We start from the raw sequence: 26958 nt of genomic DNA, 5'->3' as shown, positions 1-26958 counted from the left end.
CACCCTCTGCCCCAAACGCATCGGCACCATCGTCCAAGCAGCACTCGTCCTCACCCACCACGAACACCACGGCCGCTACTGAGAAAACCTCAATGTGGCGTTCGGTGCGTTGAGCGCACCCAATGCGGCGTTGGATGCGTTCAGCGCACCCAACGCCGCATTGGGGTGAGGGGGCGTCTAGCGGACGGCGGCTAGGGCTTCCGGGAGGGTGAAGGCGCCGGCGTAGAGGGCCTTGCCGACGATGGCACCTTCGATGCCGTCGCAGGAGAGGGAGGCCAGGGCCTTGAGGTCGTCCACACTGGACACGCCGCCGGAGGCGATGACGGGGGCGTCGGTGCGGGCGGCGACTTCGCGAAGCAGGTCGAGGTTCGGGCCCTTGAGGGTGCCGTCCTTGCTGACGTCGGTGACGACGTAGCGGGAGGCGCCGTCGCGGTCGAGGCGTTCGAGGACCTCCCACAGGTCGCCGCCGTCGGAGGTCCAGCCGCGGGAGGAGACGCGGTGGCCGGCCTCGGTGATGCGGACGTCGAGGCCGATGGCGACGCGGTCGCCGTAGGTGGTGACGACCTTGGCGGTCCAGGAGGGGTCCTCCAGTGCCGCGGTGCCGAGGTTCACGCGGCGGGCGCCGGTGGAGAGGGCGGCTTCGAGGGAGGCGTCGTCGCGGATGCCGCCGGAGAGCTCAACCTGCACGTCGAGGCGGCCGATCACCTCGGCCAGCAGCTCGCGGTTCGAGCCCTTGCCGAAGGCCGCGTCGAGATCCACCAGGTGGATCCACTCGGCGCCGTCGCGCTGCCAGGCGAGGGCGGCGTCGAGCGGGCTGCCGTAGGACGTCTCGGTGCCGGCCTCGCCCTGGACGAGTCGGACGGCCTGGCCATCGGCCACATCAACTGCGGGAAACAGCGTGAAAGTCACGGCGACAGCGTAAAGGCGCCGGTCACGGTGCCGGCCCACCGGGCCGACCTACCGCGCCGAACCAAGCCGGACTAGAGCGTGTCGAGCCAGTTGCGGAGCAGCTTCGCGCCCGCGTCGCCCGACTTCTCGGGGTGGAACTGCGTGGCCCACAGCGGGCCGTTCTCCACCGCCGCCACGAAGTCCTCGCCGTGGTTGGCCCACGTCACCTTCGGCTGCCGCCCCGCCAAGCCGGACTCCAGCTCCCACCGGCGCGCCGCGTAGGAGTGCACGAAGTAGAAGCGCTCGTCCGGGTCGAGGCCGGCGAACAGCTGCGAGTCCGCGGGCGCGCGGACGGTGTTCCAGCCCATGTGGGGCAGCACGTCGGCGTGCAGGCGCTCGACGGTGCCGGGCCACTCCCCCGTGCCCTCGGTCTCCTCGCCGTGCTCGACGCCGCGGCCGAAGAGGATCTGCATGCCCACGCAGATGCCGAGCACGGGACGGCCGCCGGCCAGGCGCTTGCCGATGATGCGGTGCCCGTGCACGTCGAGCAGCCCCGCCATGCAGGCGGAGAAGGCTCCCACCCCGGGCACGACCAGACCGTCGGCCTCGAGCGCGGCATGCGGGTCGGCGGTGACCTCCACCTCGGCGCCGGCGCGCGCGACGGCGCGTTCGGCGGAGCGGAGGTTGCCGGAACCGTAGTCGAGGATCACCACACGAGACACACCTCAAGCGTAGTCCCGGGGCGGGAGCGCACGTCAGCCGCGGCGGAAGGAGTAGACGTCCGTCACGGTGTTGCAGGGCGCGGGCGGCACGACCTCGACGCGCAGCGTGCCCGTCGGCGCGTCGTAGTCCACGCCTTCCGGGGTGAACGCGCCGGCGCACGTGCTCGACAGCGGCAGCTGGCCGAGCTCCTTCACGTGCGCGCGGACGTCGTGGCCGGTGAGCGCGTGGGGCAGGTCGACCTGCAGGAGCTGGTAGCTCGTGGGGTACAGGTCGTTGTTGGAGTCCGACGTCGCGCACAGCAGGCGCGTCGCCGAGACGAAGTCGCAGCCCTGCGCCGCGCGGATCGGGTGGTCGAGGTGGATCCGCGCCGCGAGCGGCAGGTCGCCGGCCACGCGCGGGGCGTGGTGGTTGAGGAACGGCGTCGGCGAGACGAACAGCTCCGTCGCGTCGCCGAGCGCGCCCGAGACGAGCCACTGGCCGTCGGGGGTCACGGCGACCTGGGCGTTGGCGTTGGGCGCGGGTTCGTCGGCCGCGAGCGGGTGCACGAACTCCGTGGTCTGCCCGGACGGCGAGGTGACCAGGTACATCTTCGACACCGGCGGGTTGGTCACGGTGTCCTGGTAGACGTCGAAGGTGTAGCCGCGCAGGGAATCTGGGTCGCCGACGTGGCCCCAGCCCTCGTCCTTGAGCGGCTTCGGGATGGTGGTGCCGTTGCGGTAGACGGTCTGCGGGGCCCGGCCCGGCAGCCGCAGCGTGGTGATGCCTTCGCCGCTGATCGAGTTGGCGACGGAGACCTCGCCGGTCCGGCGCCAGCCGCCGAGGGAGGCGGCGGGGCTCGCCGAGGCAAGGGAAGCGCAGCTCAGCAAGGCTGCGGTGGAGAGTGCGAGGGCTTTCGCCGCCGACGTCGACAGACGCATGGTTCGCTCCTTCGCGAACGTGACCTTGGCGGCGGCCCGCGAATTTTTGCACGCGACCCCGTTTCACCGGAGGCCCCGCTGGGTATTCACCCGTTCGGCTGAGGCGCAGCGGGCGCCCCCCGACGAGGGAAGAGGAAGACATGTCCGAGTCGGACCTCCTCTGCCAGATGTTCGAAGCGTGGCGGGACGACATCGAAAGCGTGCCGTTTCCGCAGTTCACGACCCTGGTGATCCCTCCGCAACCCTCCCGCGCCCAAGTCGACGCATGTCGTTCTCGTGACGCTCGCAAAGAGAACGTGATGAATCCCACGCACTGGAACCCGGGTCATCTGTGATTTCCTGCTGGCACCGCGTCGAAGCGAGCCAGTAGGAGCAGCCCGATGAGCAAGAACCCGGATCCACACGACTTCCTCGACCTCGACGCCGAACTGGCCGAGGAGGAGCGCGCCATCCGGGACGCCGTGCGCGACTACGCGCGCGACCAGCTCCTCGACCACGTGGCCGACTGGTACGAGTCCGGCTCACTGCCCGCGCGCGACCTGGCCAAGGGCTTCGGGCAGCTCGGCCTGCTGGGCATGCACCTGGAGGGCTACGGCTGCGCCGGCACGAGCGCGGTCGCCTACGGCATCGCGTGCCGGGAGCTGGAGGCCGTCGACTCCGGCCTGCGCAGCTTCGTCTCCGTGCAGGGCTCGCTCGCGATGTTCGCGATCCACCGCTGGGGCAGCGAGGAACACCGGCAGGAGTGGCTGCCGAAGATGGCCGCGGGCGAGGCGCTGGGCTGCTTCGGCCTCACCGAACCCGACGCCGGCAGCGACCCGGGCAGCATGCGCACCCGCGCGGTGCGCGACGGCTCCGACTGGGTGCTCACCGGCACGAAGATGTGGATCACCAACGGCACCGTCGCCGACGTGGCCGTGGTCTGGGCGCAGACCGACGAGGGCATCCGCGGCTTCGTGGTGCCGACGTCGACGCCGGGCTTCACCGCCAACGAGGTGAAGCACAAGCTGTCGCTGCGCGCGTCGCTCACGGCCGAGCTCGTGCTCGACGGTGTGCGCCTGCCGGAATCCGCGGCGTTCCCGGAGGTTCGTGGGCTGCGCGGCCCGCTGTCCTGCCTCAACGAAGCGCGCTACGGCATCCTGTTCGGCGTCGTCGGCGCCGCCCGCGCGTGCTACGAAACCGCGCTGGACTACACGCTCTCGCGCGAGCAGTTCGGCAAGCCGCTGGCGAGCTTCCAGCTCACGCAGCGCAAACTGGCCGATCTACTGGTCGAGGTCAACCGTTCGGGGCTCGTCGCGCTGCAGATCGGCCGGCTCAAGGACTCCGGCGCGCTGCACCACAACCACGTGAGCTTCGGCAAGCTGGCCAACGTCCGCTCGGCGCTCGACGTGGCCCGCACCGCGCGCTCGATGCTGGGCGCCAACGGGATTTCGCTGGAGTACCCGGTGATGCGGCACATGGCGAACCTCGAAACGGTGCTGACGTACGAGGGCACCGAGGAGATGCACGCGCTGTCGCTGGGCCAGTCGGTGACGGGCATCGCGGCGTTCCGCTGATCTTGGGTGAACCTCGGGTCGCCGGGACCCCCAGCCCCGGCGACCCGAGGCTCACGGCCGCAGGAAGTCCTTGAGGGACAACGCGATCGAGCCCGCGTCGAGGCCGTGCGCGAGATCGTGGTCGGCCCGTTTCCCGTAGGTGCGCACTTCCGTGTCGCGCAGGGTGCCGAGCGACAGCAGGCGATGCGGAACGTCTCGCAGCGCTTCGCTCACGTGGTGGGCCGAAGTGCCCTTGAGGTACGGCTCCACGAGCACGACGTCGGCGACGTCCCCCACCGCGGCCCGCAGCCCCGCGGCGTCGAACGGGCGGATGGTCGACGCGTACAGCACCGTCACGCCGAGGTTTTCGCTCGCGGCGAGCACCCGGTCGAGCATCGGGCCCACGGCGAGCACGACGCCGTTGCGGCCGCTGCGTACCCGCTGGAACCCGACGCCGAGGTGCGGCGCGGCGTTCTGGTCGGCCGAGAGCCGCAGGTACACGCGGCTGTCGCCGGGCACGGAGTCGAGCAGCAGGCGGCGGGCCTCGTCGGGGTGCCCGGGCACGTGGACGTACCAACACGGCAGGGAGTCGATCAGCGCGACGTCGCCCGGCGACTGGTGCGTGCGGCCTTCGGCGGGCATGTCGTAGGAGGAGCCGTAGGACACGAGCACGGCGCCCGCGTCCTGGTGGACCAGGTCGAGCTTGATCTGCTCGAACGCGCGCTCCACGAGAAAGGCGTTGAACGTGTGGATGATCGGCCGCAGGCCGGCGAGAGCGAGCCCGGCGCCCGTGCTCACGAGCAGCTGCTCGCGGATGCCGACGTTCACCACCCGGTCCGGGTGCCGCCGCGCCGCGCCGGCGAGCTGGGCGGCGGAGATGTCGGCGAGGACGACGGCGACGTCCGGGTCGGCGTCCACGATCTCTTCGGTGGTGGCGAGGAAGGTTTCGCGCATGTTCAGCATGTCCGTCAGCCCTTCGGTTCGACGACGGCGACCACGGCCAGCGGGCGCCCCGGGTGTTCGCTGGTGAACGCGTCGTAGAGCGCTTCGTGGTCGCGGCCGGAGACGGTGCGCGTGGCCCAGCCCTCGACCTCGAACCGGCGGGCGATGCCGCCGGGCCAGCCGTGCGTGGACGACTGGTTGTCCACGACCACCGTGGTCAGGCTTTCCAGGCCCAGGCGCGCGGCGACCACGATGGCTTCGGAGTTGGAGCCTTCGTCGAGCTCGGCGTCGCCGACGAGCGTGACGACGCGGCTGTCGTGGCCGCGCGCTCGCAGGCCGAGCGCGGTGCCGAGGGCGATCGGCAGGCCGTGGCCCAGCGAGCCGCTGGAGATCTCGACGCCGGGCGCGCGTTTGCGGTCCGGGTGGTGGCCGAGCCGGGAGCGGGCCGACGACCAGTCGGCGAGCTCGGCCTCGTCGAGGAAACCCTTGACGGTGAGCACGGCGTAGTAGGCCATCGGCCCGTGTCCCTTGGAGAGCAGGAACCGGTCGCGGCCGGGGTCGTGGAAGTTCTCGGGTGAGATGTCGAGGACGCGGTCGTAGAGCACCCAGATGACGTCCACTGTGGACTCTGCCGCGGCCTGGTGTTTGTCGTCGCCGGTCATCAGCGAGATCAGCCGGGGCAGATCCGCGTAGGCCGTTGCTGTGGTGGTCATGTTTCCACGGTGCAACCTCGACCAATGTCTAGGTCAAGCGCTAACCTGGACCAATGACGAGGTTGGCGGAGCACTTGAGCATCGGGCAGGTCGCCGAACGCAGCGGCGTCCCGCACACGGCCCTGCGGTTCTACGAGGACAAGGGGCTCATCACCTCCGAACGCTCGGCGGGCAACCAGCGCCGCTACCCGCGTTCGGTGCTGCGGCGCATCGCGTTCATCCGGGCGGCGCAGCGCGTGGGCCTTTCCCTGGAGGACATCAGCGGCGCCCTCGCCACCCTGCCCGCCGACCACGCACCCACGAAAGCCGACTGGGCCCGGCTCTCGCGCGAATGGCAGCACGAGCTCGACGCGCGCATCGACGCGCTGCAGCGCCTGCGCGACCGCCTCACCGGCTGCGTCGGCTGCGGTTGCCTGTCGCTGCGCAGCTGCAGCCTGTACAACGCCGACGACGAGCTGGCCCGCTTCGGCCCCGGCGCGAGCAAACTGCGCCCGGTTGCCGAGGGCGGGATCTGAATTTCCGTTGTGGCGGCGGGGCGGATGTGGGTCACTGGTGTGGTTATGGACGAGAAACAGATGATCCGCGTCTCGAAGCGGCTCTCCCGCCACCTGCGCCACGACCCCTCGGCCATCGGCCTCACCTTGGACGCCGCCGGCTGGGTCGGAGTCGATGAGCTGCTGGCGGCGTTGCGCCTTCACGGCGTGCGCGTGAGCCGAGCCGAACTCGCGGAAGTGGTGGAGCGCAACAACAAACAGCGCTTCGCCTTCGATGAGAGCGGGCGCCGGATCCGCGCTAACCAGGGCCACAGCGTCACCGTCGAGCTGGGCCTGGAACGCCTCACGCCCCCCGAGGTGCTTTACCACGGCACCGCGACGCGCTTCCTGCCCGCGATCTACCGGGAAGGCCTGCGGCCCATGCGCCGCCACGCCGTGCACCTGTCGGCCGCCGTCGAAACGGCGCTCGCAGTCGGGGCCCGGCACGGCCGCCCGGTGGTGCTCCGCGTCGCCGCCGGCGCAATGGCGGCTGCGGGGCACGAGTTCCAGCGCAGCGAGAACGGCGTGTGGCTGACGGCGGCTGTCGCGCCGGAGTTTCTGACGGCGAACTAGCCCGGTCGCCGGGGGCGGGTTGGACCGCGCGCCCTGTAGTGCTGCGGACCGCCACCAGGCGCTAGCACGACTTCATGCGAAGCAGGCCGCGCCGTCTCGGCGAACAATCCCCGCGCCCGGCCGACTCGACGTCACGCCCGTGGCGCGCTGCAGCCAGAGGTTCCGGCGCAGCCAGAACCCCGCACCCGGTGCCGCCGCGCCGGAGTTTCTGACGGAGAACCAGCCCGATCGTCGGGCCAGGGTGGGCCACGCGACCGGCGATCCAGGAGGCCACCGCCAGGTGCGGTGAAGCACTCGCACTCACCGAAGCGGGCCGCGCCATCTCGGCGAACAACCATCGCGCCCAGCCAACTCGACGTCACGCCGGCAGCCCGCGCTGCGGGCACAAGTTCGGGTGCAGCGAGAACCCCGCCCACGGCGCCGCCAGGGCTTACAGATCAAGCAGGGCTAGTCGTGGTGCCGACGGGGCCGGCCGAGCAAGCGGCGGCCCGCGTCCACCAGTTCCCGGCGCAGGCTTTCGTCGTCGAGTTGGGCGATGTCCGGGGAGCCGCCCGTCATGGCGAGGCCCGTGAGGGTCACCAGGGCGGCCACGCGGGAGGAGATGTCGGGTTCGGGGCCGGCCAGGATGTCGATGAGGGCGTTCTTGAAGCCCTCCATGCCGCGCGTCGAGTTCTCGATCGCGCGGTTGATGCCCGGGTCGCTGGAGAACAGGGCGACGAGCACGCGGTGGCGCACCACCAGATCCACGAAGCCCTCGAGCAGGTAGTCGACCTGGGTGCCGCGGCGGCGTTGCTTCGCGGCCTCCGACACGATGTGGTCGAGCTCGCGGATGGCGGGCGCCGCGACGGCCTCGGTGATCTCCGCCTTGGTCTTGAAGTGGTAGTACACGGCCGCCTTGGTCACCCCGAGCGCGTCGGCGATCATCTGCAGCGACGTGCCCTCCACGCCGTGTTCGGCGAACAGCCGCAGCGCGGTGCCCAGCAGCCGCGTCCGAGTGTCCTCTGCCGGGGCGGCGGTAGTCATCGTTCCTCCTCGTCAAGCCCAGGAAGCGTACGTGACCGCTAGTCGATCGGCAAACCGAGATACTTGCCGATCGACAAGCAAACTCCTAGCCGTGCGGCTAGTCACATACTTGCCGATCGGCTTGGCAGTCTCCTTGCCGATCGGCTAGCTTCGGCGTCACTGGTTCGTGTGACGAAGGCCCTATCCGGGCGAAACGGAGAAACACTCGTGGCGACATTTCTGTACCGGCTCGGCCGGTTGTCGTTCCGGCGGCGCGCTCTCGTCTCGGCCGTGTGGGCGGCCGTGCTGGTGGCGCTCGGCATCGGCGCACTCACGCTGTCCGGCCAGCTGTCGGACTCGGTGACGATCCCCGGGACCGAGTCACAGCAGGCGATCGACCAGCTCCAGGCGAAGTTTCCGCAGGCCGCGGCCGGTGGTGCGACCGCGCGGGTCGTGATCGCGGCGCCGCAGGGCCACACCGTGACCGACGCAGCCGGCAAGGCCGCGGTCGAGTCGACGGTGGCGAGCCTCAAGACGGCGCCGAAGGTCTCGAGCGTGGCCGACCCGTTCCAGGCCAAGTCGATCTCGCCGGACGGCCGCGTGGCACTCGCCCAGGTGAGTTACCAGGTCAAGGGCTTCGAGCTCACGGACAGCGACCGCCAGGCGCTGCTCGACAGCGCGAACGGCGCCAAGCAGCGCGGTTTCGAGGTCGAGTTCGGCGGCGACGCGGTGCAGGCGATGCCCGCCACCGGCGCCACCGAGGGCCTCGGCGTGGCCGTGGCGGCCGTCGTGCTGATCATCACGTTCGGGTCACTGCTGGCCGCCGGCATCCCGCTGCTCACCGCGTTGATCGGCGTCGGCATCGGCATGGCGGGCATCATGCTGGCCTCGGGCTCGCTCGAACTGAACTCCAACACCCCGGTGCTGGCCCTGATGATCGGGCTCGCCGTGGGCATCGACTACGCGTTGTTCATCGTCTCCCGCTACCGGCACGAGCTCAGCATCGGACGAGAACCCGAGGAAGCCGCGGGCCGGGCCGCGGGCACGGCCGGGTCCGCCGTGGTGTTCGCCGGGCTCACCGTGATCATCGCCCTGGCCGGGCTCACCGTGGTCGGCATCCCGTTCCTCGGCCAGATGGGCATCGCCGCGGCCGCGACCGTCGCGATCGCCGTGCTCATCGCGCTCACGCTGCTGCCGGCCATCCTCGGCTTCGTCGGCTCCCGCGTGCTGGGCGGCCGCATTCGCTTGCGCCGCAAGACGGACAAGGCTTCGCACGGCGAGCGCTGGGCCCGGTTCGTCGCCCGGCACCGCTGGCCCGTGCTGCTGACCGCGCTCGCCGGCCTCGTCGTAGTCGCCATCCCGGCGCTGAGCATGCAGCTCGGCCTGCCCAACGACAGCACCGCGGCCCCGGATTCCACACAGCGCAAGACCTACGACCTCGTGAGCGAGAGCTTCGGCGCCGGCGCCAACGGGCCGCTGCTCGTCGTCGTGGACACCGGGGTGAACCACGACCCCGAGTCGCTGAAGCAAGCCGTCGCGGGCATCAGCACGCTGCCCGACGTCGCCGGGGTGACGCCGCCGCGCGTGAACGCCGACGGGGACACCGCGCTGCTGACCGTGATCCCGAAGAGCGGGCCGAGCAGCAAGCAGACCGAGGACCTGGTGGCGGCGATCCGCGCGCAGTCCGAGCCGCTGCACGAGACCACGGGCGCGAGCCTCGCCGTGACCGGCCAGACCGCCGCGAACATCGACGTGTCCGAGAAGCTCTCCGACGCGATGATCCCCTACCTCGCGCTGATCGTCGGGCTCGCGTTCATCCTGCTGATGCTGGTGTTCCGCTCGATCGTGGTGCCGCTGAAGGCGACGCTCGGATTCCTCGGCTCGGTGGTCGCGACGTTCGGCGCCGTGGTCGCGGTGTTCCAGTGGGGCTGGCTGACCGACCTGCTCGGCGTCGCGTCGACCGGGCCGATCATGAGCATGCTGCCGATCCTGCTCATCGGTGTCCTCTTCGGACTCGCGATGGACTACCAGGTGTTCCTGGTGACGCGGATGCGCGAGGAGCACGTGCACGGCGCCGACCCGCAGGAGGCCATGGTCACCGGCTTCCGCCACGGCTCGCGCGTGGTCACGGCCGCGGCCCTGATCATGATCAGCGTGTTCGCGGGCTTCGTGCTGGCGGAGTCGACGCTGATCCAGTCGATCGGGTTCGCGCTCGCGTTCGGCGTGCTGGTGGACGCGTTCGTGATCCGGATGACGATCGTGCCGGCCGTGATGTCGCTGCTCGGGCGCCACGCCTGGTGGCTGCCGCGCGGCCTGCACAAGGTGCTGCCGAACGTCGACGTGGAGGGTGAGGGCCTGACCAAGGCGCTCGACGCGTCCGGCAGCCGCGGTGACGACGAGCGCGAGCCCGCTCGCGTGTGAGGCCGGGCCGTCCGTCTGGCGGGTCGCTCAGCCGACCAGCCAGGCGACGGCGCCGCCGACCGCCAGCAGGGCCGCCACACCCAGCGCCACGGCGATGAACTTCGCCGTCTTCCACGTGGAGTAGACGCCGCCGGCCAGGAAGCCCGCCAGGGCCAGCAGCAGGACGGCGACAACCTCTTTGCTCACGAGGCTCAGCGTGCCACACGGCCCTCACCCGGCCGGGACGGGGCAGCGGCGCTCTCAGGTGGGTGCGACGGCACGCCGAAAACGTGACGCACGTCTCCTCGCTGTTACAGACCTGGACCGACCGTCGCGTCCGGCGCCGCGACGTGGCAAGCTCTCCGCGTGAGCGGAGCGTCCGATTCGGAGATCGTCCTGACCCCCCTCGACGAAGAGGCCTTGGTCCGGCTTCTGGACGTCGCGGTCGAGGGTGCCGACCCGCTCGACGTGCTGCCGCCGATGGACGGCCCGCCGGGCTGGACTCCCGAGCGGCGTGAGGCGTTCCTGACCTTCCACCGGCGGGTTTCGCTCGACCCGGAGACGGCGACCACCAGCGCCTGGACCATCCAGGTCGGCGGCACGATCGTCGGCGGCGCGCGGCTGCACCCCGTCCACCGCGGCAAGTCGGTCGAGATCGAGGCCCAGGTCTGGGTCGCCCGCTGGGCCCGGGGCCGCGGGATCGGCAAGTGGGTCACCGAGACCCTGATCGACGCGGCCCGCGAAGGCGGCGGGGGCCGGTATGTCGCTTCGACCACCACGGACAACAAGGCGGCACAACGCCTGATGAAGTCCGTCGGCGCGAACATCGACCTGCGCGAAGACGGGGTCGACTCCCACCTCGAGATCTAGCGGGCAGTCGACCCCGGCCGGCGCTACAGAACGCCCTTCGTGGACGGGATGCCGCCCGCGCGCGGGTCGGGTTCCGTGGCCGCGCGCAGCGCCCGCGCGACGGCCTTGTACTCCGCCTCCGCGATGTGGTGCGGGTCGCGGCCGTGGATCACGCGGACGTGCAGCGCGATCTGCGCGTGGAACGACAGCGAGTCGAACACGTGGCGCGTGAGCACGAACGGGTAGTTGTTGCCGATCGTGAAGGTGTTGAACTGCTCCGGCTCGCCCACGTGCACGCAGTACGGCCGGCCCGAGACGTCGATCGCCGCGTGGGCCAGGGTTTCGTCCATGGGGATCCACGCGTCGCCGAAGCGGCGGATGCCGCTCTTGTCGCCGAGCGCCTGACGCAGCGCCTGGCCCAGGACGATGGCGGTGTCCTCGACGGTGTGGTGCGCGTCGATGTGGATGTCGCCGGTGGCCTCGACCTTGAGGTCCAGCGAGCCGTGCACGCCGAACGCCGTGAGCATGTGGTCGTAGAACGGCACGCCGGTGGAGATCTCGACCTGGCCGGAGCCGTCGAGGTCGAGCTGGACCAGGATCGACGACTCCTTGGTCGTGCGCTCCACCTTGCCGATGCGGGTCATCGCGGTACTTCCTTACTCGCCTCGAGGAACGCGTCGTTCTCTTCCGGGGTGCCGATGGTCACGCGCAGGTGGCCCTCGATGCCGACGTCGCGGATCAGCACCCCGTGGTCCAGGTAGGACTGCCAGCTCGCCTTCGCGTCGGCGAACGGTCCGAAGAGGACGAAGTTCGCGTCGCTCGGCACCGGCGTGAACCCGAGGCCCAGCAAGGCTTCCACCACGCGGTCGCGTTCGGCGGAGAGCTTGTGGACGGTGGCGAGCGTGGCGTCGGCGTGGCGCAGCGCGGCCCGCGCGGCGGCCTGCGTGAGCTTGGACAGGTGGTAGGGCAGCCGCACGAGCTGCAGGGCGTCGACGATGGCCGGCGCGGCCGCGAGGTAGCCCAGCCGTCCGCCGGCGAAGGCGAACGCCTTGCTCATCGTGCGCGAGACGATCAGTTTCGCCGGGTACTCCCCGATCAGCTGGACCGCGCTGGGCTGCGAGGAGAACTCGGCGTAGGCCTCGTCCACCACGACGATGCCCGGCGCCGCCTCGAGGACCCCGCGCAGCTGGTCCAGCGGGATCGACCCGCCGGTGGGGTTGTTCGGGCTCGTCACGAACACGACGTCCGGCTGCCGCTCGGCCACCAGCTCGGCGGCGCGCGCGGTGTCGAGCGTGAAGTCGGGCCGGCGCGGCACCGGCACCCACTCCGTGCGCGTGCCGGAGGAGATGATCGGGTGCATCGAGTACGACGGTTCGAAGCCGAGCGCGCTGCGGCCCGGCCCGCCGAAGGCCTGCAGGATCTGCTGCAGGATCTCGTTGGACCCGTTGGCGGCCCACACGTTCGCCTCCGACAGCACCACACGCGTCGACACCGTGAGGTAATCGGCGAGCTCGGTACGCAGCGCGACGGCGTCGCGGTCCGGGTAGCGGTGCAGCGAAGCGGCTTCGGCGCGCACGGCATCGGCCACGTCGGCCACCAGCTCCGGCGGCGGCGGGTACGGGTTCTCGTTGGTGTTGAGCCGCACGGGCACGTCGAGCTGCGGCGCGCCGTAGGGGCTCTTGCCGCGCAGGTCCTCGCGCAGCGGCAGGGCGTCGAGCGTCACCTCGGCGCCGGGCACGGCCGGGGTCTCCTCGGTCATCGGCCCTCCCCCGCGAACCGCGCGGTCACGGCCTCGCCGTGGGCGGGCAGGTCCTCGGCGTCGGCCAGCGCGACGACGTGGCCGGCGACCTGGCGCAGCGCGTCCTCGCTGTAGTCGACCACGTGGATGCCCTTGAGGAAGCTCTGCACGGACAGGCCCGAGGAGTGCCGAGCGAAGCCGGCGGTCGGCAGCACGTGGTTCGAGCCGGCGCAGTAGTCGCCGAGCGACACCGGCGCGTAGGCCCCGACGAACACCGCGCCCGCGTTGCGCACGCGGCCGGCGACCTCCCGGGCGTGGGCCGTCTGGATCTCGAGGTGCTCGGCGGCGTAGGCGTCGACCACGCGCAGGCCTTCGTCCACAGTGGACACCAGGATGATGCCGGACTGCTTGCCGCCCAGCGCCTGCCCCACGCGTTCGCTGTGCTTGGTGGCCGCGACGCGCTCGGCGAGCTGCTTGTCCACGGCGTCGGCGAGCTCCTCCGACGTGGTGACCAGCACGCTCGCGGCGAGCGGGTCGTGCTCCGCCTGGCTGATCAGGTCGGCCGCGACGTGGACCGGGTCGGCCGTCTCGTCGGCGAGGATCGCGATCTCGGTGGGGCCGGCCTCGGAGTCGATGCCGATCACGCCGCGCACGAGGCGCTTGGCGGCGGTGAGGTAGATGTTGCCCGGCCCGGTGACGATGTCCACGGGAGCGAGCTCGGCGCCGTCGGTGTCCGTGCCGCCGTACGCGAGCAGCGCCACGGCCTGCGCACCGCCGACGGCCCACACCTCGTCGACGCCCAGCAGCGCGGCGGCCGCGAGGATCGTCGGGTGCGGCAGGCCGCCGAAGGCCGCCTGCGGGGGCGAGCAGACCACCAGCGAGCGCACCCCCGCGAGCTGCGCGGGGACGACGTTCATGACCACGGTGGACGGGTACACGGCCAGCCCGCCCGGCGCGTACAGTCCCACGCGCTCCACCGGCACCCAGCGCTCGGTGACGGTGCCGCCCGGGACCACCTGCGTGGTCACGTCGTGGCGGCGCTGGTCGGCGTGCACCTTGCGGGCGCGGCTGATCGACTCCTCCAGCGCGGCGCGCACCTGCGGGTCGAGCGCTTCGAGGGCCTTGGTGAGCTCGTTCGCTTTGACGCGGACGGTCGCCGGGCGGACCTTGTCGAACTGCTCGGTGTACTCGAGGACGGCCTCCACACCGCGGTCGCGGACCGCCTCCACCACCGGCCGAACGTGATGCAGCGCCGCGTCCACGTCGTATTCGGCGCGCGGCAGTGCGGCGCGCAGTTCGGCGGCGGTCGGGACCTGCCCACGCAGGTCGGTGCGGTTCAGCATGGTGACCAGGGTACGAGGTGGCTCTCCGCGTCCGGGCAGGGATACTCGGTGGTGACCTGCCGTCCCACGATGAGGGAGAACGCCGTGCCGCGGATCGCGTTGTGCCAGCTGAACTCGGGCGACGATCCGGAGGACAACCTGAAACTGGTTCGCTCCGGCGTCGAGGCCGCGGCGGCTGATGGTGCCCGGATCGTGGTGTTCCCGGAAGCGACGATGGCGCGGTTCGGGCGGCCGTTGGGGCCGGTCGCGCAGCCACTCGACGGGGCGTGGGCGTCGGCGGTGTCGGCGATCGCTTCGGAGCATGACGTGGTGATCGTGGCGGGGATGTTCACCCCGGCCGATGACGGGCGGGTGCGGAACACGCTGCTGATCACCGGGCTGGGAGTGCGGTCGTCGTACGACAAGATCCATTTGTACGACGCGTTCGGGTTCGCGGAGTCGGACACGGTGGCGCCCGGGGACAGTCCTGTGACCTTCGAGGCGGAGGGGACGGTGTTCGGGGTCGCCACGTGTTATGACATGCGGTTTCCGGAGCTGTTCCGTCGGTTGGCGGATGATGGCGCGGACGTTGTGTTGGTGCCGACGTCGTGGGGTGCGGGTGAGGGGAAGCTGGATCAGTGGCGGGTGCTGGTGCGGGCTCGGGCGTTGGATTCCGGGTGTTGGGTTGTGGGGTGTGGGCAGGCTGATCCCTCCGTGTCGGGGATCGAGGTGAATCCGAAGGCGCCGACGGGGATTGGGCATTCTCTGGTGGCGGATGGGTTCGGTCGGGTGTTGGTGGAGTTGGGGGATGGGGCGGAGATGGTGGTGGTGGAGCTGGATCCGGCGGTGGCGGGGAAGGCTCGGGGGGCTACTGGGGCGTTGGCTAATCGGAGGTTGTGAGGGTTTCTCGGTCCTGGGTTCGTGGGTTTCGGTCCTCGCAGGGCGTGTTGCGTCAGGTGTGCACCCCGAAGCTGGATTGTGTTGACGGCCGGTGAGCCGTTGTCAAGGCGGGAAAGCGTGCCTTGACAACGGCTCGCCGGCCGCAAAGAGGCTTCGGATCGGGGTGCCGGGGCGGGGCTGGGTGCAGGTTTCGTCGCGTGGGTGGGCGGCGGTTGGTGAGGTTGGCGCGGCCTGGGCGACCCGTGAGTTGGGCAGGCGGGTGGCGGTTGGGTGGTGGCCGGAGCGCCCCAATGTGGCGATTCGGTGCGTTGAGCGCACCCAATGCGGCATTCGGTGCGCTCGGCGCACCCGAGGTGGCGGCTGGTGAGGGTGGACCCGGCCCAGGTGGGGCGTGAGTTGGGTGAGCGGCCGGCCGTCGGGTGGTGGCCGGAGCGCCCCAATGTGGCGTTCGGTGCGTTGGGCGCAACCAACGCCGCGTTGGGGAGGGCGGGCGGATGAGGTTAGCGGAGTAAGCCCTCGCGGATGGCGACGCGGACGAAGCCCGCGCGGCGGCGTTCGCCGGTTTTGTCGCGGATGCGGTCGAGGTAGGAGCGCACGGTGCGGACGCTGATGTTGAGGATTTCGGCGACGTCGACGTCGCGTTCGCCGGCGGCGACCAGGCGGAGGACCTGCTTTTCGCGTTCGGACAGGACGATTTTGGGGCCGGCGTGGCGGTCTTCGCTGTCCTGGATGATCATGCCGGCCAGGGTGGGTGAGACGTAGGCGTTGTCCTGGGCGATGGTGCGGATGGCGCGCAGCAGCTCGTCGCCGTCGACGTCCTTGGAGAGGAAGCCCTTGGCGCCGGCCTGCATGGCGCCGAGGACTTCGGGCTGTTCGGCGTGGGCGGAGACGACGAGGACCTTGTGGCCCATGTGGCCGACCTCCAGGACGGCGGCCGCGTCCTGGACGCCGCGGAGTTTGAGGTCGAGGACGACGACGCTGCCGGCGGGCTGGTCCTGCACGGCGAAGCGGGCGACGGAGTCGGCGACGGCCCCGAGTTCGATGTCCGGGGCCTCGGTCAGCACGCGCGCGACGGCGTCGCGGTAGAGCGGGTGGTCTTCGATCACGCCGACGCGAATCCGCTCGGGAGCGGCCGAACCCTCCGTGCCGCGGTCCGTCGCGGGCGAGCCCGCCGTGGTGCCGTGGGGCGCGGTCGAGCCCGCCCCGGTGCGGTTCGTCACGGCCGAGCCGCCCGTCGCGCGGTCCGTTCCGGCGGAGCCCTCCGTGGCGCGGTCCGTCCCTGCCGAGCCAGCCCTGGCACGGTCTGTCACGGCCGAACCCGCCCTGGCACGGTCCGTCGCGGCCGAGCCGCCCGTCGCGCGGTGCGTCGCGCGGTCGATCGCGGCCGAGCCCTCCGTGGCCCGGGTGGTCCCGGCTGAGACCTCCGCGGCGCCTCCCCCAGCGTCGGTCATGTCACGAAGTCCTTCCGGCGCCGCCGACCAGGCCGCGGCGGATGGCTTCCTTCACGAGGCCCGGGCGGCGGCGTTCGCCCGTTTTGTCGCGGATGCGGTCGAGGTAGCCGCGTACGGTGCGGACGCCGATGTCGAGGATGGCGGCGATGTCGATGTCCCGTTCGCCCGCCGCGACGAGGCGCAGGACCTGCTCCTCGCGGGGCGAGAGCTCCATCTCGGGCCGCGCCACCGGCCGTTCGGTGTTGTCCTTGATGATCATCCCGGCGACCACGGCCGACACGTACGAACCACCCTCGGCGACCGCTCGAATCGCGGTCAGCAGTTCGTCGACGTCCACGTCCTTGGACAGGAACCCCTTGGCCCCGGCGGAGATCGCGGCGAGCACCTGCTCCGACTCGGCCTGCGCCGAGACCACGAGCACGTGGTGCCCGAGCTCGCACACCTCCAGCACGGCGGCCGCGCCCGCGACGCCCGGCAGGCCGAGGTCGAGCAGCACGACCGAGCCCGGCTGCTGGCGTTCCACGTGGAAGCGCGCGACGGAGTCGACGACCGCCCCCAGCTCGATGTCCGGCGATTCGGCGAGCACGCGCTCCACCGACCGCCGGTAGAGCGGGTGGTCTTCGATCACCGCCACCCGGATCCGGGCGGACTGCGTCTCTTCGGCGCGTGGCCGTTCCTCTGTCATGTGCACCGACTCGCTCACCCCGTTCCACCCGACGGCACCGGCTGCCCGGCCGTGGCCGGATCCAGCGCGGGTCCCGTCGGCACCAGTGCCAGGAGACCGCTCGCGTGCGCTTGCCTGGCCACGGAACCGTAACCGAGCGAGGCCAGCGCCGGGGCGGTCGCGACCGGATATTTTCTCCCCAGGTCCGTGACCAGGTAGGTCGTGCCGGAGCCCGTGTCGGAAACGACGGCGCCCCCCGAGGGCGGCACGTACACCTCGTCGGCCACGCGCGCGTCGCGCCGAGTCGTCACGGGCAGCGCGCGCCCGCCCGGCGGCACCGGGACGTCGGCGGAGACGAAGATCCGGCCGCCCTGCGCGCACAGCGTCACCGACGAGCCGGTGATCGGGGCCTTGCCGGGGATCCGGTCCGGGTAGGCGGCGGGGTCCGCGCCACCGGCCCGCGATGCCGCGACCTTCGGCACCGCGGCGACGTCGGCCGCGCGTACGCGCACCGGTGCCGGGTTGCCGTCGTACGCGCGTTCGTTGTCGGGCGTGGTGACGAGCAGGCTCGCCTCCGTCTGGCCGACGGGCTCGAGGCCGTCGGAGTGCACGAGGTAGTACGAAGCGGCGTCGCCGGCGCTGGCCATCGCGTCGACCACGGCGAGGACCTCGCCCACGCGGGTGTTCACGCCTCCCACCCGCGGGCCGGGGCCGCCGGCACCCGGCAGGGCGATCTCGCCGAGGTCGCGCCCGGCGGGCACGGTGTCGATCCACCGCGACGACACGGCGATGGTCGGGTAGCTGTCGAACTGAAGCGCGGCGGCGGCTTCGTCGCTGAGCTGGTAGCGACGCCCGTCGGTGACGAGGTAGCGCGGGCCCGCCGGGAGCCGGACGATCACGCCCGAGCCGCGCGGCAGCTCCGTTCCCGCGGCCGGCGCGCCGAGGACCACCGCCACGAGGGGTTCGGCGGACGCGGGCGCGTCCTGCGTTGTGCGGCTGCAGCTGGTCCACGGAGCGGAGACCAGTGCGGTCGTGGCCGGCAGCGAGTCGGGGGCGCCGGAGATGCCGATCTCCGTGCCGCGCGGGGCGGTGCCGAGGTCGGTGGAGGACACGGACACCGTCGCGCCGTTGCCGCCCGCGAGGAGGCGGGCCGAGGCGTAGTTGAGCACCGGGTGCACCGCGCCGTCGGCGCCGAGCACGAACCGCGCGCCCGTGCCCTCCTCGACGATCACGTGCCCGCCGGCCAGCCAGTCCTTGCCGCCGGAGGGGTTGAGCAGGCCGATCACGCCGAACACGGCCGTCACGAGCAGCGCGGCGGCCAGGCCCAGCACCGTGCCGAGGACGAGCCGGCGGCTGGGCGAGGCGGGGTGGTTGGCGTCGGCGGCCACGAGCGCGGAGACGAGCCGGCGCCGGAGGAACTGGTAGGCCTGGATCTGGTCCCGCTGCGTCCACACGCTGCCCTGGCCTCCCTCACGCCTTGTTCCGGGCGCGAGCGTAGGAGCGGGCGGGCGCGGGCGAAGAGGGTAATTTTTACGCCCTCGTGCCGGTGTGTGGGGCACTAGCGTTACCGGTACCGCCCGGGGAAGGGGACGCCGTGTCCGTGTCAGCACCGCCGGCCCCACTCGCGCCGGCAGCCACCACCACGCCGCCTTCGCGGGCCGGCGCCGCCGCGCTGCCCTGGCTGCTGCCGGTCCGGCCGCTTCAGGCCGCGTTGTGGGAGATCGCGACGATCGCGGTGCTGCTGGTGTTCTTCGTCGACGGCGTCACGCAGCCCGCGCGGATCGCCGTGGCCGCGGTGGCCGCGGTGCTGGTGCTGACCACGTCGGTGCGCGTCGGTGGCCGCCACTTCGCCGCGTGGGCCGGCGCGTGGCTCGGCTACCGGCTGCGGCGCCACGACAGCCGCCGTGACAGCCCCGACCCGCTGCACCGCGTCGCCGGGCCCGTGCGAGTACGCCAGCACGTGGACCGCGCCGGCAACCGCTTCGGCGTCGCGGAGGTCGACGGCGACTGGAGCGCCATCGTCCGCCTGACGCCCGGCGCGGCCGAGCCCCCGGCCGCGGCGCTGCTCGCCATCCTGCGCAAGTCGTTCCACGGCACCGACATCCCGCTCGCCGCCGTGCAGCTGCTCACCTGGGCCGTGCCCCGCGGCACGCAGGTCTACCGCGCGCGCTGGCTCGCCGTCCGCTACCGCCCCGAAGACGCCCCCATCGCCGCCCTCGCCCGCGGCGGCGGCGAGCTCGGCGCACTGCGCAGCACGGCGAGCGCGGCGCTGAGCCTCATGGTCGCGCTGGCCGAGGCGGGCTATCCGTCCACTGTGCTCGAAGCCGGCGAGCTGACCGCGGAACTTCGCGTGGCCCTGGGCGTCCCCGCTTCCCCCGTGCCCCTGGAAACCGACGGCGACGGCTGGCGCGCCTGGTCCTGGGCCGGCGCCACCCAGTCCTGCTACCGCCCCCGCTCGACGCGCGGCCTCGCCGGCATCCTCGGCCTCTCCGTGGCGGACGCCGCGTTCACCGCCACGTCCGCCACCCTGCGCCGCACCCCGGGCGGGCGCGAACGCATCGACGTGACGCTGCGCGTCGGCGCCCGCTCGGGTGCGGAAACGCCGGCGGTGCACGGGGTTTCGGCCGTTCCGCTGCACGGCGGACACGAGGCGGCGGTGCGGCGGACGTTGCCGCTCGCGCTGACCTGAACCCCGCTCCTGCGCCGGCCCGATTGGCACTCCGTTCGGCCCCCGAATCGGCCCTTCTGAGAGGGCCACCGGCCGGTTAGGGTCGGGCGCATGACGCTGGACCTCGCGGTGGCCAACGCGGCCGCCTTCTGGACGATCGTCGCCGAGAGCCGCGGCCACGCCGTGACCACGCGGCCCGGGTTCGTGTGCGTGCACGGCAGCGAGCGCAGCGGGATGCGGATCGTGCTGCGCACCGCGACCCCGAGCCCCGACGACGTCGCCGAGCTCACCGAGCTGGCGAAGAACGCGCCGACAGTCCTGGTCGAAGACGCGTACGGCACTGTCGACATGTCTCCCCTCGGCCTCACCGATCGGCAGCTGCCCGTGATGACCCGCACCGGCCCCGGCTTCGGCGAGCGCAGCGCCCTCCGCGCCGACACTCCGGATCTGCTCGCCACGGTGGAAAACGTGGTCGTCCACGGCTTCCCGCTCGGCCGCCACCAGCCCTACGTCCGCGGCGAGGTCTTCCCGCCCGCCCTGCTGAAGCGAGAAGGCGTCACCACCTGGGTCGTCACCCGCGACGACGAACCCGCCGGCGCCTGCCTCGCCATCGACGACGGCACGGCGGTCGGCCTCTACTGGGTCACGACCCTGCCGGCCCACCGTTCCCGCGGCGTCGGCCGGGCGCTCATGCACACCGTGCTGTCCGAAGTGGACGGACGAACCGTCACCCTCACCGCCGCCAAACCCGGCAAGCCGCTCTACGACTCACTCGGCTTCACGGCGGTCGGCTCGGCCACCTGGTGGTCCTAGGTAGGTTGTCGGCATGACGGTGGGCAGCGCGTTCTGGATCGCCGCGGTGCGGGCTCGCGAGTCCGAGCGCGAGGACCGGCTTTTCGACGACCCCTTCGCACGGGAACTCGCCGGGGAACGCGGCTTCACGACGATGGCCGCGTCCGAACGCGCCACCGGCGGCGAGAACCCGTACATCCCCGTCCGCGTCCGCTGGTTCGACGACCTGGCCACGACGACACGGGACGTGACACAGGTCGTGCTGCTGGGCGCGGGCCTGGACACCCGCCCGTACCGGCTGGACCTGCCGGCCACACTCGACTGGTACGAAGTGGACCGTGCGGAAGTGTTCGCCACCAAGCAACCCGTGCTCGCTCAAGCCGGCCCGCGGTGCCGCCGCCACACCGTCGTCGCCGACCTCAGCACCGACTGGACGACACCCTTGCTCGACGCGGGCTGCCAACCCGGCGCACAAACCCTCTGGCTCGCCGAAGGCCTGTTCTTCTACCTCACCGAAGACCAGATCGTCACACTGCTGAAGACCGCGGCACAACTCTGCGCACCGGGCAGCCGCTTCGCCGCCGACGTCACCGGCACCACCGGCCTCGACTCCCCCGCGATGCAGCCCTACCGAAACTGGTGCGCCGACAACGGCTTCCCGCCGCCGTTCGGCTCCGACGACCCGGCCGCGCTGTTCCAAGCCGGCGGCTGGCACGCGGACCACCTCACCGCACCGGGCGCGGCGGACGCGAACCACGGACGCCTCCACCCCCAGCCCGGAGGCGTCGTCCCCGGCCGCACCCACTTCGTGACCGCGACAACCTAGCCGCGCACGGCTTCGTACACCCCCGCGATCATCCCCACGAACGGCACCAGCGCCAGCAACACCAGGAACTCCGACACGTCCAGCAACCGCGACCAGTACGGCGACCGCACGCCCTTCGCCACGCGGGTCGCGTACACCAGGCAGACCACGGCGGCGATCAGCAAAGCCGCACCGGCCGCGAGAAGGACCGTGCGGTTGTCGGTCGCGATCAGCCACGCGCCGGCCGTGAGCACCGTGACGACACCGAAACCGGCCAGTACCAGGCGTTGCAGCCGGCCCGCGTACGACCGCGAACGCTGCACCCAGGCCACGCCCACCAAAGCCGCCAGGCCCGCTTCCCACGGCCCGCCCGAAACCGCGAGCGTCACCGCCGAAGCCAGCACGACGAGGCCCAAAGCCACGAGCAAGGCGGTCAGCAACATCTGCGCGTACGTGGTCCGGCCGATGACCTCCGCCCCGAGCGACGGCTGTTCGTTGGCCCGGAAGGATTCCATGTCGTCCGGCACCCGCGGCAGCGGCAGCCGGCCCAGGCGCAGCGCGAGCATCGGCGCCACGGCGGCCAACGCCGTCGCCAGCACCGCCGCGACCGCCGCCGCGGCGACCGGCTTCACCCCGGACAGCAGCACCACACCGGTCGTCAGCGCGCCGAGCCCCGCCGAACCCGTGATGGCCACGAAAAGCGGCAGCCGGTCGGCCACCGACACCGCCGCCAGCACGCCGTACACGGTCACCGCGGCCAGACCGGCGGCCAGCGGGCCGGCCGACAACGAGAACACGCCGTGCGGCGGCAGGATCGACATCCCCGCCAGCAGCGCGACGAACACCCCCGCCACCGCACCGGCCGCACCCGCGCCGGAATCGCCGTAGGCGCGGCTCAACGCGCCGCCGCCGAGCAGCAGGATCAACGACAACAGCCCCGTCGCGATCGGCGCCAGCACACTGCCCGCCGTCGACGCCTGCACCAGCAGCCCACCAGCCGCCAGCAGCACCACGGCCGCCGCGATGCCGGCGCGCCGCGCGATACGCGGGCCCCACGCGGTGGACGCGGCGTCGCCGACACTCGCGATCGAGTCCACGACGTCGTCGAACAGGAGGGGTCCGCGGGGACGTTCGCGCGGCGTCAGGTGCAGCACCTCACCGTCGCGCACCTGCGCGGCGGCCACAGTGAGCCCGAGCGCGAGCGGCGCGCCGCCCAGCCGCGAGAGCACCCACCCCGGGTGCTCCGCCGCGGCCTGGCCCGTCGCGCCCGCGAGCCGCACGAGCTGCGGCACGAGCTCCGCGAACGTGCTCTGCTGCGGCAACGCCACGTCGACGCGGGCGCGCGGCGTCACGATCGTCACGCGCCGGGTGGACCCGGCCAGAGCCGGCGCGCTCACTGCACGGACCTGGACGCCTCGATCACCGGGGCGAACTTCGCACTGCTCGCCTCGGCCAGCTTCTGCAGGCCCGCGTTCACCGACTCGAGCACGATCTCCGACAGGTTGCGCGCGTCGTACTCGCGGATCGCGCGCGGGTCGATGTCGATGGAGGTGAAGCGGCCGTCGCCGCGCAGCGACACCGTAACCTCGTTCTGCCGTGAAGCCGCCTTGACCTCCATGGCCTCGACCGAGCGCTGGATGCGCTGCACCTCCTCGGTCTGCCGGCGGACCTGCGCCAGCAGCTCGTCCATGTCCGGCACGGCGTACGGGTCGGTCACAGCTGTTCTCCTTCTCCTGCGGGGTGGGTGCGGCGGACGTGCACGCTGGCGACGAACTTCCGGAAGTCGGGGGTGAGGCGTCGCGCGGCCTCGGGTTCGGCCGTGAAGACGAGCTCCAGCACCACGCGCCCGATGGGACCGTCGGCGCCCGGCACGGTGAGGTGCACCTGCGTCTGCACCAGGTCGGTGCCCTCGCCGGTGCGCATCCGCAGCACCTGCGTGAGGCCGGGCGCGGCGGCGTTGCCGACGTCGTGGCGGCTCACCACGTCGAGCAGCGCCATGGTGCGGCCCAGCCGTTCCACGGCCTCGTCGGCGATCTCGGCCAGCGTCGCCGGATCGGGGCGCTGGCGGACGCCGAGCGTGATGTTGGGCGTGAAGCCGGCTTCGGGGTGCACCGCGACGAACGCGACACCCGGCGCGCCCGCCCCCGCCGGGTCGAGCGGCGTCCACCCCTCGGGGACGTCGAAACCCAGCGGGAGCGAGACGGTGTCGAAAGGCAGTTCTGTCACTGTGTCTTCACCAGGACCCCACGTAGTTCACGGCGTCGTCCCACGTGTGCCCGACGTAGTCCGCGGCCTCACCCGCCGCGTTGCCGACGGCGTCGACCGCCGCGCCGCCGTACTCGCCGATGGTGTGGCCCAGTTTCGGCAGATCGATGTCGATCTTCGCCCCCACGCCCGCGCCGAGGCCGAGCGCGACGCCCGCCTTGAAGTTCACCTTGATGTGCCCCGCGTCGTACACGGCCTGGCCGTCGAGCTGCGCGCCGAGGCCGTACTGCAGGGTGCCGTTGGCGCCGACCCCGACACCGGCGACGTCGGCCGAGACCTCACCCTCGACCTTGCCGCCGACGAACGCGTTGCCGTGCAGCCCCAGCCCGTGGGCGCCGAGCTGCGCCGAACCGCTCACCTCACCGCCGGCGAAGACCGACGCCTTCCCTTGCGCCTCCGCGACGCCGTACTCGAGCTTGCCGTCCGCGCTCTTGTCGAGCGCGGCGAGCTGGGCGTGGCCCGAAGCCTTGGCGTCCCAGCCCTCGGAGGTGATTTTCCCGTCGTACTCGGGGGAAAGGCCGTCCTGGTCGTGCTGGGTCTTGTAGTAGGTGATCTCGGTGTTCTTGAACGCCTTGTCCTTCAAGGTTTCCGGCTCCGGCTGGCCGAACGGCGTGTCGGCCTTCTTCGGCGCGCGGGTGCCCTGAAGGCCGTCCCAGGTGAGCTTTTTCCAGCCGGAGTTGCCGAACCACGAGGGCACGGTGCGCGGCCGGCTGCGCCCGTCGAGCGGTTCCCCGTTGAGCCAGTGCAGCGCGCCCGTGCTCCACTTGCCCAGCTCGTGTTCCAGCCGGCCGACGCCCTCGGGCGGGAAAAGCTGTTCCAGCGCTTCGGAAAGCTCGTCAGCCACTTGCTTGGCCATCGCGACGGCCTGTTCGCCGAGCGAGCGCGCGGCCGAGATGAACGCGCCGACCGCGTTGGGGTTGGCGGCCTTGGCCTGGCTGGTGAGCTGCGCGCCGTACTGGTCGAACTGCGCGAGCACGGAGTCGAGTGCCTGCCGCGCCCATTGCAGCAGCTGCGCGGCCTTCGCCAGCCGCTGCGCCTGGTCGGCCAGCTTGGTGCCGTCTTCGGTCAGCTCGTCGGCGGACTTCTGCGCGGCCGTGGCGTAGGCGGTGTAGGCGGCGCCGTCCCAGTCGGTGTGGAGGTCCTTGGCCGCCTGGGAGATCTCGGTCGCCTTGCCGGACACCGTCGACGCCTGCGTGCTGCACTGCTGCGAAGCGGTGTTCAGCGCGGCCGGGTCGCCCGTGACCCGGCGCTGGTACTCGAGGAGCACCTGCCGATACGACGACAGGACCGAGCTGACGACCCCGGAGGCGTCGACGGCCATGGCCTAGGCGCCCTTCGCGTCGATGCCGACGTGCTGCTGGAAGTGCTGGCCGTTGTAGGTGAGGTCGAGGTCGATGTCGAGGTCCTGGCCCGCGGGCGCCTCGACCGTCGACTGGCCGGTGGACAGGTCGGTGTGGATCACGACCTCGTTGGCGCCGGCGGGGGCGATCGGGCTGACGGTGCCGCCGGTTCCGCCGGCCGGGGGCGTGATCGGCGTGGTGCTCGGGGCCGTGCCCGGAGCCGAGGTGCTCGGGTCGACGGCGATCCAGCTGTTCGACGGGTCGAGCGGGGTGCCGTTCGCCGTCACGGGCGTGGTCGGCGTGTTTCCCGTGGTCCCGGCCAGCGCGGGCGGCGTGTAGTTCGTGAACGGCGGCTGCCCGGCCGGCGCGGTCGCCCCGCCGCCGACACCGCCGCCGGTGCCCCCGGCGATCGCCTGCTGCCCGGCCGCGCTCGCCACCGACGGCGGCGCCTGCGGAGCCGTGACCGGCGTGCTCGACACCGCCGTGTTGCCCGTCGCCCCGGCCGCGGCGGCCGAACCCGCGTCACCGCCGTGGAACAGCTTCTCGATCTCGCCGATGATCTGCGCGACCTGCGTGATCTGGTTGGCCAGGTCTCCCGCGCCGAGTGCCTTGAGCAGCGCGCCGATCGCCGTGATGAACGCCTTGAGCGAAGCGCTCGTGGCCGTGGACAGGGCCACGGCGGCGCCGTAGGTCCACCAGTTCGACATGAGCGACGCGACGGTGGGGTTCACCGCGGAGACCACCGAGCGGTAGGCCTCCTGCGCCGTCTTCACGAGCGTGCCGGACACGCCGAGCAGCTGCGCGCCCTTCTCGATCACCCCGATGATCTTCGTGAGCTGGTCGAGCGAGTCGGTGATCTTCTTCAGCGCCGTCTCCGACGCGGCACCGGACCAGACCTTGCCCAGCTGGTCGGCCGCCTTGCTCAGCTCGGTGTAGAGCGACGCGAACTCGCTCGCCTTGTGCAGCAGGTCGAGCACGTGCTTCGCGATCTGCTCCGGCTGCCCGGTGACGATCTGCGGCAGCGTGGTGATGGGGCCACCCGAGGACGCCGTGGCGTCCATCGCGCTGGAGTTCGGGAATGTCAGCATCGGACCTCACTTGCTCGGGAGTCGGGAGTCAGACGGATGCGGGCCGGTAGACGCTGAGCTTGGCCAGGCCGCCGAGGCCGGGGTCGACGAGTCCGTGGTTGTAGAGGGCGCCGCCGTCGCCGGCCACGCCGATCACCGGGCCGGAGTCGGCGAACAGCAGGGGTTCGACCACCACGACGTCACCCGCGTGCACGCCGCCCGGCACATCGCCGAAGGTGCGGGCGGTGCCGGAGTAGACCTCGATCAGGCCGACCCGGGCCTGGTTGTCGGCGTCTCCGGCGAGCCAGTCGTTGAAGTCGGCGACGCCGTGAAAGCGAGCGTCGGTGATCGGGTGCTCGCCCAGCTTGCCGAGGTCCGCGTCGCCCAGGTAGCGCAGCACGTTGCCGACGGAGCTCGGCTCGCCGTGGGCGCCGGCGCTGTCGTTGATCGCGATGGTGGCCAGCTCGCCGGCGTGCGGGGTGCCCCAGATCGACGACGAGGGCGCGGCCACGGTGGAGGTGCCGCCGCCGTAGCCGCTCGCCGCGGCCTGGTCGGCCGCCTGGTAGGCGTCGGCGCTGGTCTTGACCAGGCCGTTGATCTGCTGCAGAAGCTGCAGCAACGTGCGCACAGCGGTGACCTGGGTCGACTGCAGCGCCGAGTTGGCCGCCGCGACGGCGCTGCCGAAGGCCGCGAACGACGTCGGCTGGACCACGAGTTTCTCGAGGTCGGCGACCGCGTTGATGCCGTGGGCGACGATGCCGCCGACGTTGCCCACGATCGAGCGCATGGCCTCGGGTTCCGCCCGGTACTCGCCCGCGGTGACCATGGCTCTCCTTCCTGGGTGCGTCGTGCCGCCTCCCCCGCGAGGGTGGCC

29 protein-coding genes are annotated in these 26958 nt (G+C 72.0%); 10 read left to right on the top strand and 19 right to left on the bottom strand.

Features of this window, described 5'->3' with window-relative positions; genetic code table 11:
* Positions 1-177: 177 nt before the first annotated feature.
* From priA to AB0878_RS38530, 3 genes are all read right to left on the bottom strand, one after another.
* A complete protein-coding gene (priA, locus tag AB0878_RS38540; protein WP_366585909.1) occupies positions 178-909 on the bottom strand; it encodes a bifunctional 1-(5-phosphoribosyl)-5-((5-phosphoribosylamino)methylideneamino)imidazole-4-carboxamide isomerase/phosphoribosylanthranilate isomerase PriA in 732 nt (243 codons plus the stop codon).
* Between the two features lie 71 nt (positions 910-980).
* Entirely contained in the window at positions 981-1601 is a 621-nt protein-coding gene (hisH, locus tag AB0878_RS38535) for an imidazole glycerol phosphate synthase subunit HisH (RefSeq protein ID WP_366585931.1), read from the bottom strand.
* A gap of 42 nt (positions 1602-1643) precedes the next feature.
* Positions 1644-2528 (bottom strand): hypothetical protein, encoded by an 885-nt coding sequence (locus AB0878_RS38530; protein WP_366585907.1) that lies wholly within the window; start codon positions 2526-2528, stop codon positions 1644-1646.
* A 140-nt stretch (positions 2529-2668) separates the two neighbouring features.
* On the opposite strand from AB0878_RS38530, the gene AB0878_RS38525 reads away from it, so the two are divergent.
* Positions 2669-2863, top strand: coding sequence for a hypothetical protein (locus AB0878_RS38525; protein WP_366585905.1), 195 nt, complete (start codon positions 2669-2671; stop codon positions 2861-2863).
* A gap of 45 nt (positions 2864-2908) precedes the next feature.
* Positions 2909-4081 (top strand): acyl-CoA dehydrogenase family protein, encoded by a 1173-nt coding sequence (locus AB0878_RS38520; protein WP_366585903.1) that lies wholly within the window; start codon positions 2909-2911, stop codon positions 4079-4081.
* 51 nt (positions 4082-4132) lie between these two features.
* Here the strand turns inward: AB0878_RS38520 and AB0878_RS38515 are convergent, their stop codons facing one another.
* Together AB0878_RS38515 and AB0878_RS38510 are read right to left on the bottom strand one after the other, a co-directional pair.
* The gene (locus AB0878_RS38515; protein ID WP_366585901.1) at positions 4133-5023 is read right to left on the bottom strand and encodes a transketolase C-terminal domain-containing protein; all 891 of its coding nucleotides are present in this window, start codon (positions 5021-5023) and stop codon (positions 4133-4135) included.
* Between the two features lie 5 nt (positions 5024-5028).
* The gene (locus tag AB0878_RS38510) at positions 5029-5715 is read right to left on the bottom strand and encodes a thiamine pyrophosphate-dependent enzyme (RefSeq protein WP_366585899.1); all 687 of its coding nucleotides are present in this window, start codon (positions 5713-5715) and stop codon (positions 5029-5031) included.
* A 53-nt stretch (positions 5716-5768) separates the two neighbouring features.
* Between AB0878_RS38510 and soxR the strand changes: the two genes are divergently transcribed.
* Positions 5769-6230, top strand: a complete 462-nt coding sequence (soxR, locus tag AB0878_RS38505) for a redox-sensitive transcriptional activator SoxR (protein ID WP_366585897.1) — start codon at positions 5769-5771, stop codon at positions 6228-6230.
* A 45-nt stretch (positions 6231-6275) separates the two neighbouring features.
* Positions 6276-6821, top strand: a complete 546-nt coding sequence (locus tag AB0878_RS38500; protein ID WP_366585895.1) for an RNA 2'-phosphotransferase — start codon at positions 6276-6278, stop codon at positions 6819-6821.
* 447 nt (positions 6822-7268) lie between these two features.
* Here AB0878_RS38500 and AB0878_RS38495 read toward each other — a convergent pair whose 3' ends face one another.
* On the bottom strand, positions 7269-7844 hold the full coding sequence (locus tag AB0878_RS38495; RefSeq protein ID WP_364179473.1) for a TetR family transcriptional regulator: 576 nt from the start codon (positions 7842-7844) through the stop codon (positions 7269-7271).
* A gap of 207 nt (positions 7845-8051) precedes the next feature.
* Here AB0878_RS38495 and AB0878_RS38490 point away from each other — a divergent pair, with 207 nt between their 5' ends.
* Entirely contained in the window at positions 8052-10244 is a 2193-nt protein-coding gene (locus tag AB0878_RS38490) for an MMPL family transporter (RefSeq protein WP_366585893.1), read from the top strand.
* 27 nt (positions 10245-10271) lie between these two features.
* Here AB0878_RS38490 and AB0878_RS38485 read toward each other — a convergent pair whose 3' ends face one another.
* Positions 10272-10430 (bottom strand): hypothetical protein, encoded by a 159-nt coding sequence (locus tag AB0878_RS38485; protein ID WP_366585891.1) that lies wholly within the window; start codon positions 10428-10430, stop codon positions 10272-10274.
* 159 nt (positions 10431-10589) lie between these two features.
* Between AB0878_RS38485 and AB0878_RS38480 the strand changes: the two genes are divergently transcribed.
* Positions 10590-11093 (top strand): GNAT family N-acetyltransferase, encoded by a 504-nt coding sequence (locus AB0878_RS38480; protein WP_366585889.1) that lies wholly within the window; start codon positions 10590-10592, stop codon positions 11091-11093.
* A 23-nt stretch (positions 11094-11116) separates the two neighbouring features.
* Here the strand turns inward: AB0878_RS38480 and hisB are convergent, their stop codons facing one another.
* From hisB to hisD, 3 genes are read right to left on the bottom strand one after another with little or no spacing between them, the layout of a single operon-like run.
* Positions 11117-11716, bottom strand: a complete 600-nt coding sequence (gene hisB, locus AB0878_RS38475) for an imidazoleglycerol-phosphate dehydratase HisB (protein ID WP_360605878.1) — start codon at positions 11714-11716, stop codon at positions 11117-11119.
* The gene (locus AB0878_RS38470; protein WP_366585887.1) at positions 11713-12831 is read right to left on the bottom strand and encodes a histidinol-phosphate transaminase; all 1119 of its coding nucleotides are present in this window, start codon (positions 12829-12831) and stop codon (positions 11713-11715) included. The genes hisB and AB0878_RS38470 overlap by 4 nt, the downstream gene beginning before the upstream one ends.
* Complete coding sequence (gene hisD / locus AB0878_RS38465; RefSeq protein ID WP_366585885.1) at positions 12828-14153, bottom strand: histidinol dehydrogenase; 1326 nt, start codon at positions 14151-14153, stop codon at positions 12828-12830. Before hisD ends, AB0878_RS38470 begins: the two co-directional genes overlap by 4 nt.
* An 84-nt stretch (positions 14154-14237) precedes the next feature.
* Between hisD and AB0878_RS38460 the strand changes: the two genes are divergently transcribed.
* Positions 14238-15032, top strand: a complete 795-nt coding sequence (locus AB0878_RS38460) for a carbon-nitrogen hydrolase family protein (RefSeq protein WP_366585929.1) — start codon at positions 14238-14240, stop codon at positions 15030-15032.
* 500 nt (positions 15033-15532) lie between these two features.
* Here the strand turns inward: AB0878_RS38460 and AB0878_RS38455 are convergent, their stop codons facing one another.
* The 3 genes from AB0878_RS38455 to eccB all read right to left on the bottom strand — a co-directional run bounded on the left by AB0878_RS38455 (position 15533) and on the right by eccB (position 18601).
* A complete protein-coding gene (locus tag AB0878_RS38455; protein WP_366585927.1) occupies positions 15533-16150 on the bottom strand; it encodes a response regulator transcription factor in 618 nt (205 codons plus the stop codon).
* Between the two features lie 334 nt (positions 16151-16484).
* The gene (locus tag AB0878_RS38450; protein WP_366585883.1) at positions 16485-17168 is read right to left on the bottom strand and encodes a response regulator transcription factor; all 684 of its coding nucleotides are present in this window, start codon (positions 17166-17168) and stop codon (positions 16485-16487) included.
* Positions 17169-17182: 14 nt separating this feature from the next.
* Positions 17183-18601: a type VII secretion protein EccB gene (eccB, locus tag AB0878_RS38445; protein ID WP_366585881.1), complete on the bottom strand. Its 1419-nt coding sequence runs from the start codon at positions 18599-18601 to the stop codon at positions 17183-17185.
* 146 nt (positions 18602-18747) lie between these two features.
* Between eccB and AB0878_RS38440 the strand changes: the two genes are divergently transcribed.
* The 3 genes from AB0878_RS38440 to AB0878_RS38430 all read left to right on the top strand — a co-directional run bounded on the left by AB0878_RS38440 (position 18748) and on the right by AB0878_RS38430 (position 21433).
* Positions 18748-19836: a type VII secretion protein EccE gene (locus AB0878_RS38440; protein WP_366585925.1), complete on the top strand. Its 1089-nt coding sequence runs from the start codon at positions 18748-18750 to the stop codon at positions 19834-19836.
* Positions 19837-19926: 90 nt separating this feature from the next.
* Positions 19927-20628 carry a GNAT family N-acetyltransferase gene (locus AB0878_RS38435; protein WP_366585879.1) on the top strand — a complete coding sequence of 234 codons (702 nt, stop codon included), beginning with the start codon at positions 19927-19929 and terminating at the stop codon, positions 20626-20628.
* 13 nt (positions 20629-20641) lie between these two features.
* Positions 20642-21433, top strand: a complete 792-nt coding sequence (locus AB0878_RS38430; RefSeq protein WP_366585877.1) for an SAM-dependent methyltransferase — start codon at positions 20642-20644, stop codon at positions 21431-21433.
* Here the strand turns inward: AB0878_RS38430 and eccD are convergent.
* Genes eccD through AB0878_RS38400 form a run of 6 tightly spaced genes read right to left on the bottom strand, consistent with a single transcriptional unit; the run spans position 21430 to position 26910 of the window.
* Positions 21430-22809, bottom strand: a complete 1380-nt coding sequence (gene eccD / locus AB0878_RS38425; protein ID WP_366585875.1) for a type VII secretion integral membrane protein EccD — start codon at positions 22807-22809, stop codon at positions 21430-21432. The genes AB0878_RS38430 and eccD overlap by 4 nt on opposite strands.
* Positions 22806-23129: a YbaB/EbfC family nucleoid-associated protein gene (locus AB0878_RS38420; RefSeq protein ID WP_366585873.1), complete on the bottom strand. Its 324-nt coding sequence runs from the start codon at positions 23127-23129 to the stop codon at positions 22806-22808. The genes eccD and AB0878_RS38420 overlap by 4 nt, the downstream gene beginning before the upstream one ends.
* Positions 23126-23638, bottom strand: a complete 513-nt coding sequence (locus AB0878_RS38415; protein ID WP_366585871.1) for a hypothetical protein — start codon at positions 23636-23638, stop codon at positions 23126-23128. Before AB0878_RS38415 ends, AB0878_RS38420 begins: the two co-directional genes overlap by 4 nt.
* Before the next feature lie 7 nt (positions 23639-23645).
* Positions 23646-24998 carry a hypothetical protein gene (locus AB0878_RS38410; protein WP_366585869.1) on the bottom strand — a complete coding sequence of 451 codons (1353 nt, stop codon included), beginning with the start codon at positions 24996-24998 and terminating at the stop codon, positions 23646-23648.
* A 3-nt stretch (positions 24999-25001) separates the two neighbouring features.
* On the bottom strand, positions 25002-26105 hold the full coding sequence (locus AB0878_RS38405; RefSeq protein ID WP_366585867.1) for a hypothetical protein: 1104 nt from the start codon (positions 26103-26105) through the stop codon (positions 25002-25004).
* Between the two features lie 28 nt (positions 26106-26133).
* A complete protein-coding gene (locus tag AB0878_RS38400) occupies positions 26134-26910 on the bottom strand; it encodes a WXG100 family type VII secretion target (protein WP_366585865.1) in 777 nt (258 codons plus the stop codon).
* Positions 26911-26958 lie beyond the last annotated feature (48 nt).

Source organism: Amycolatopsis sp. NPDC047767 (assembly GCF_040704195.1).
Taxonomy (GTDB): Bacteria; Actinomycetota; Actinomycetes; order Mycobacteriales; family Pseudonocardiaceae; genus Amycolatopsis.
Note: the sequence above shows the minus strand (reverse complement) of the source record. Positions and strands in the feature narration are given on the sequence as shown.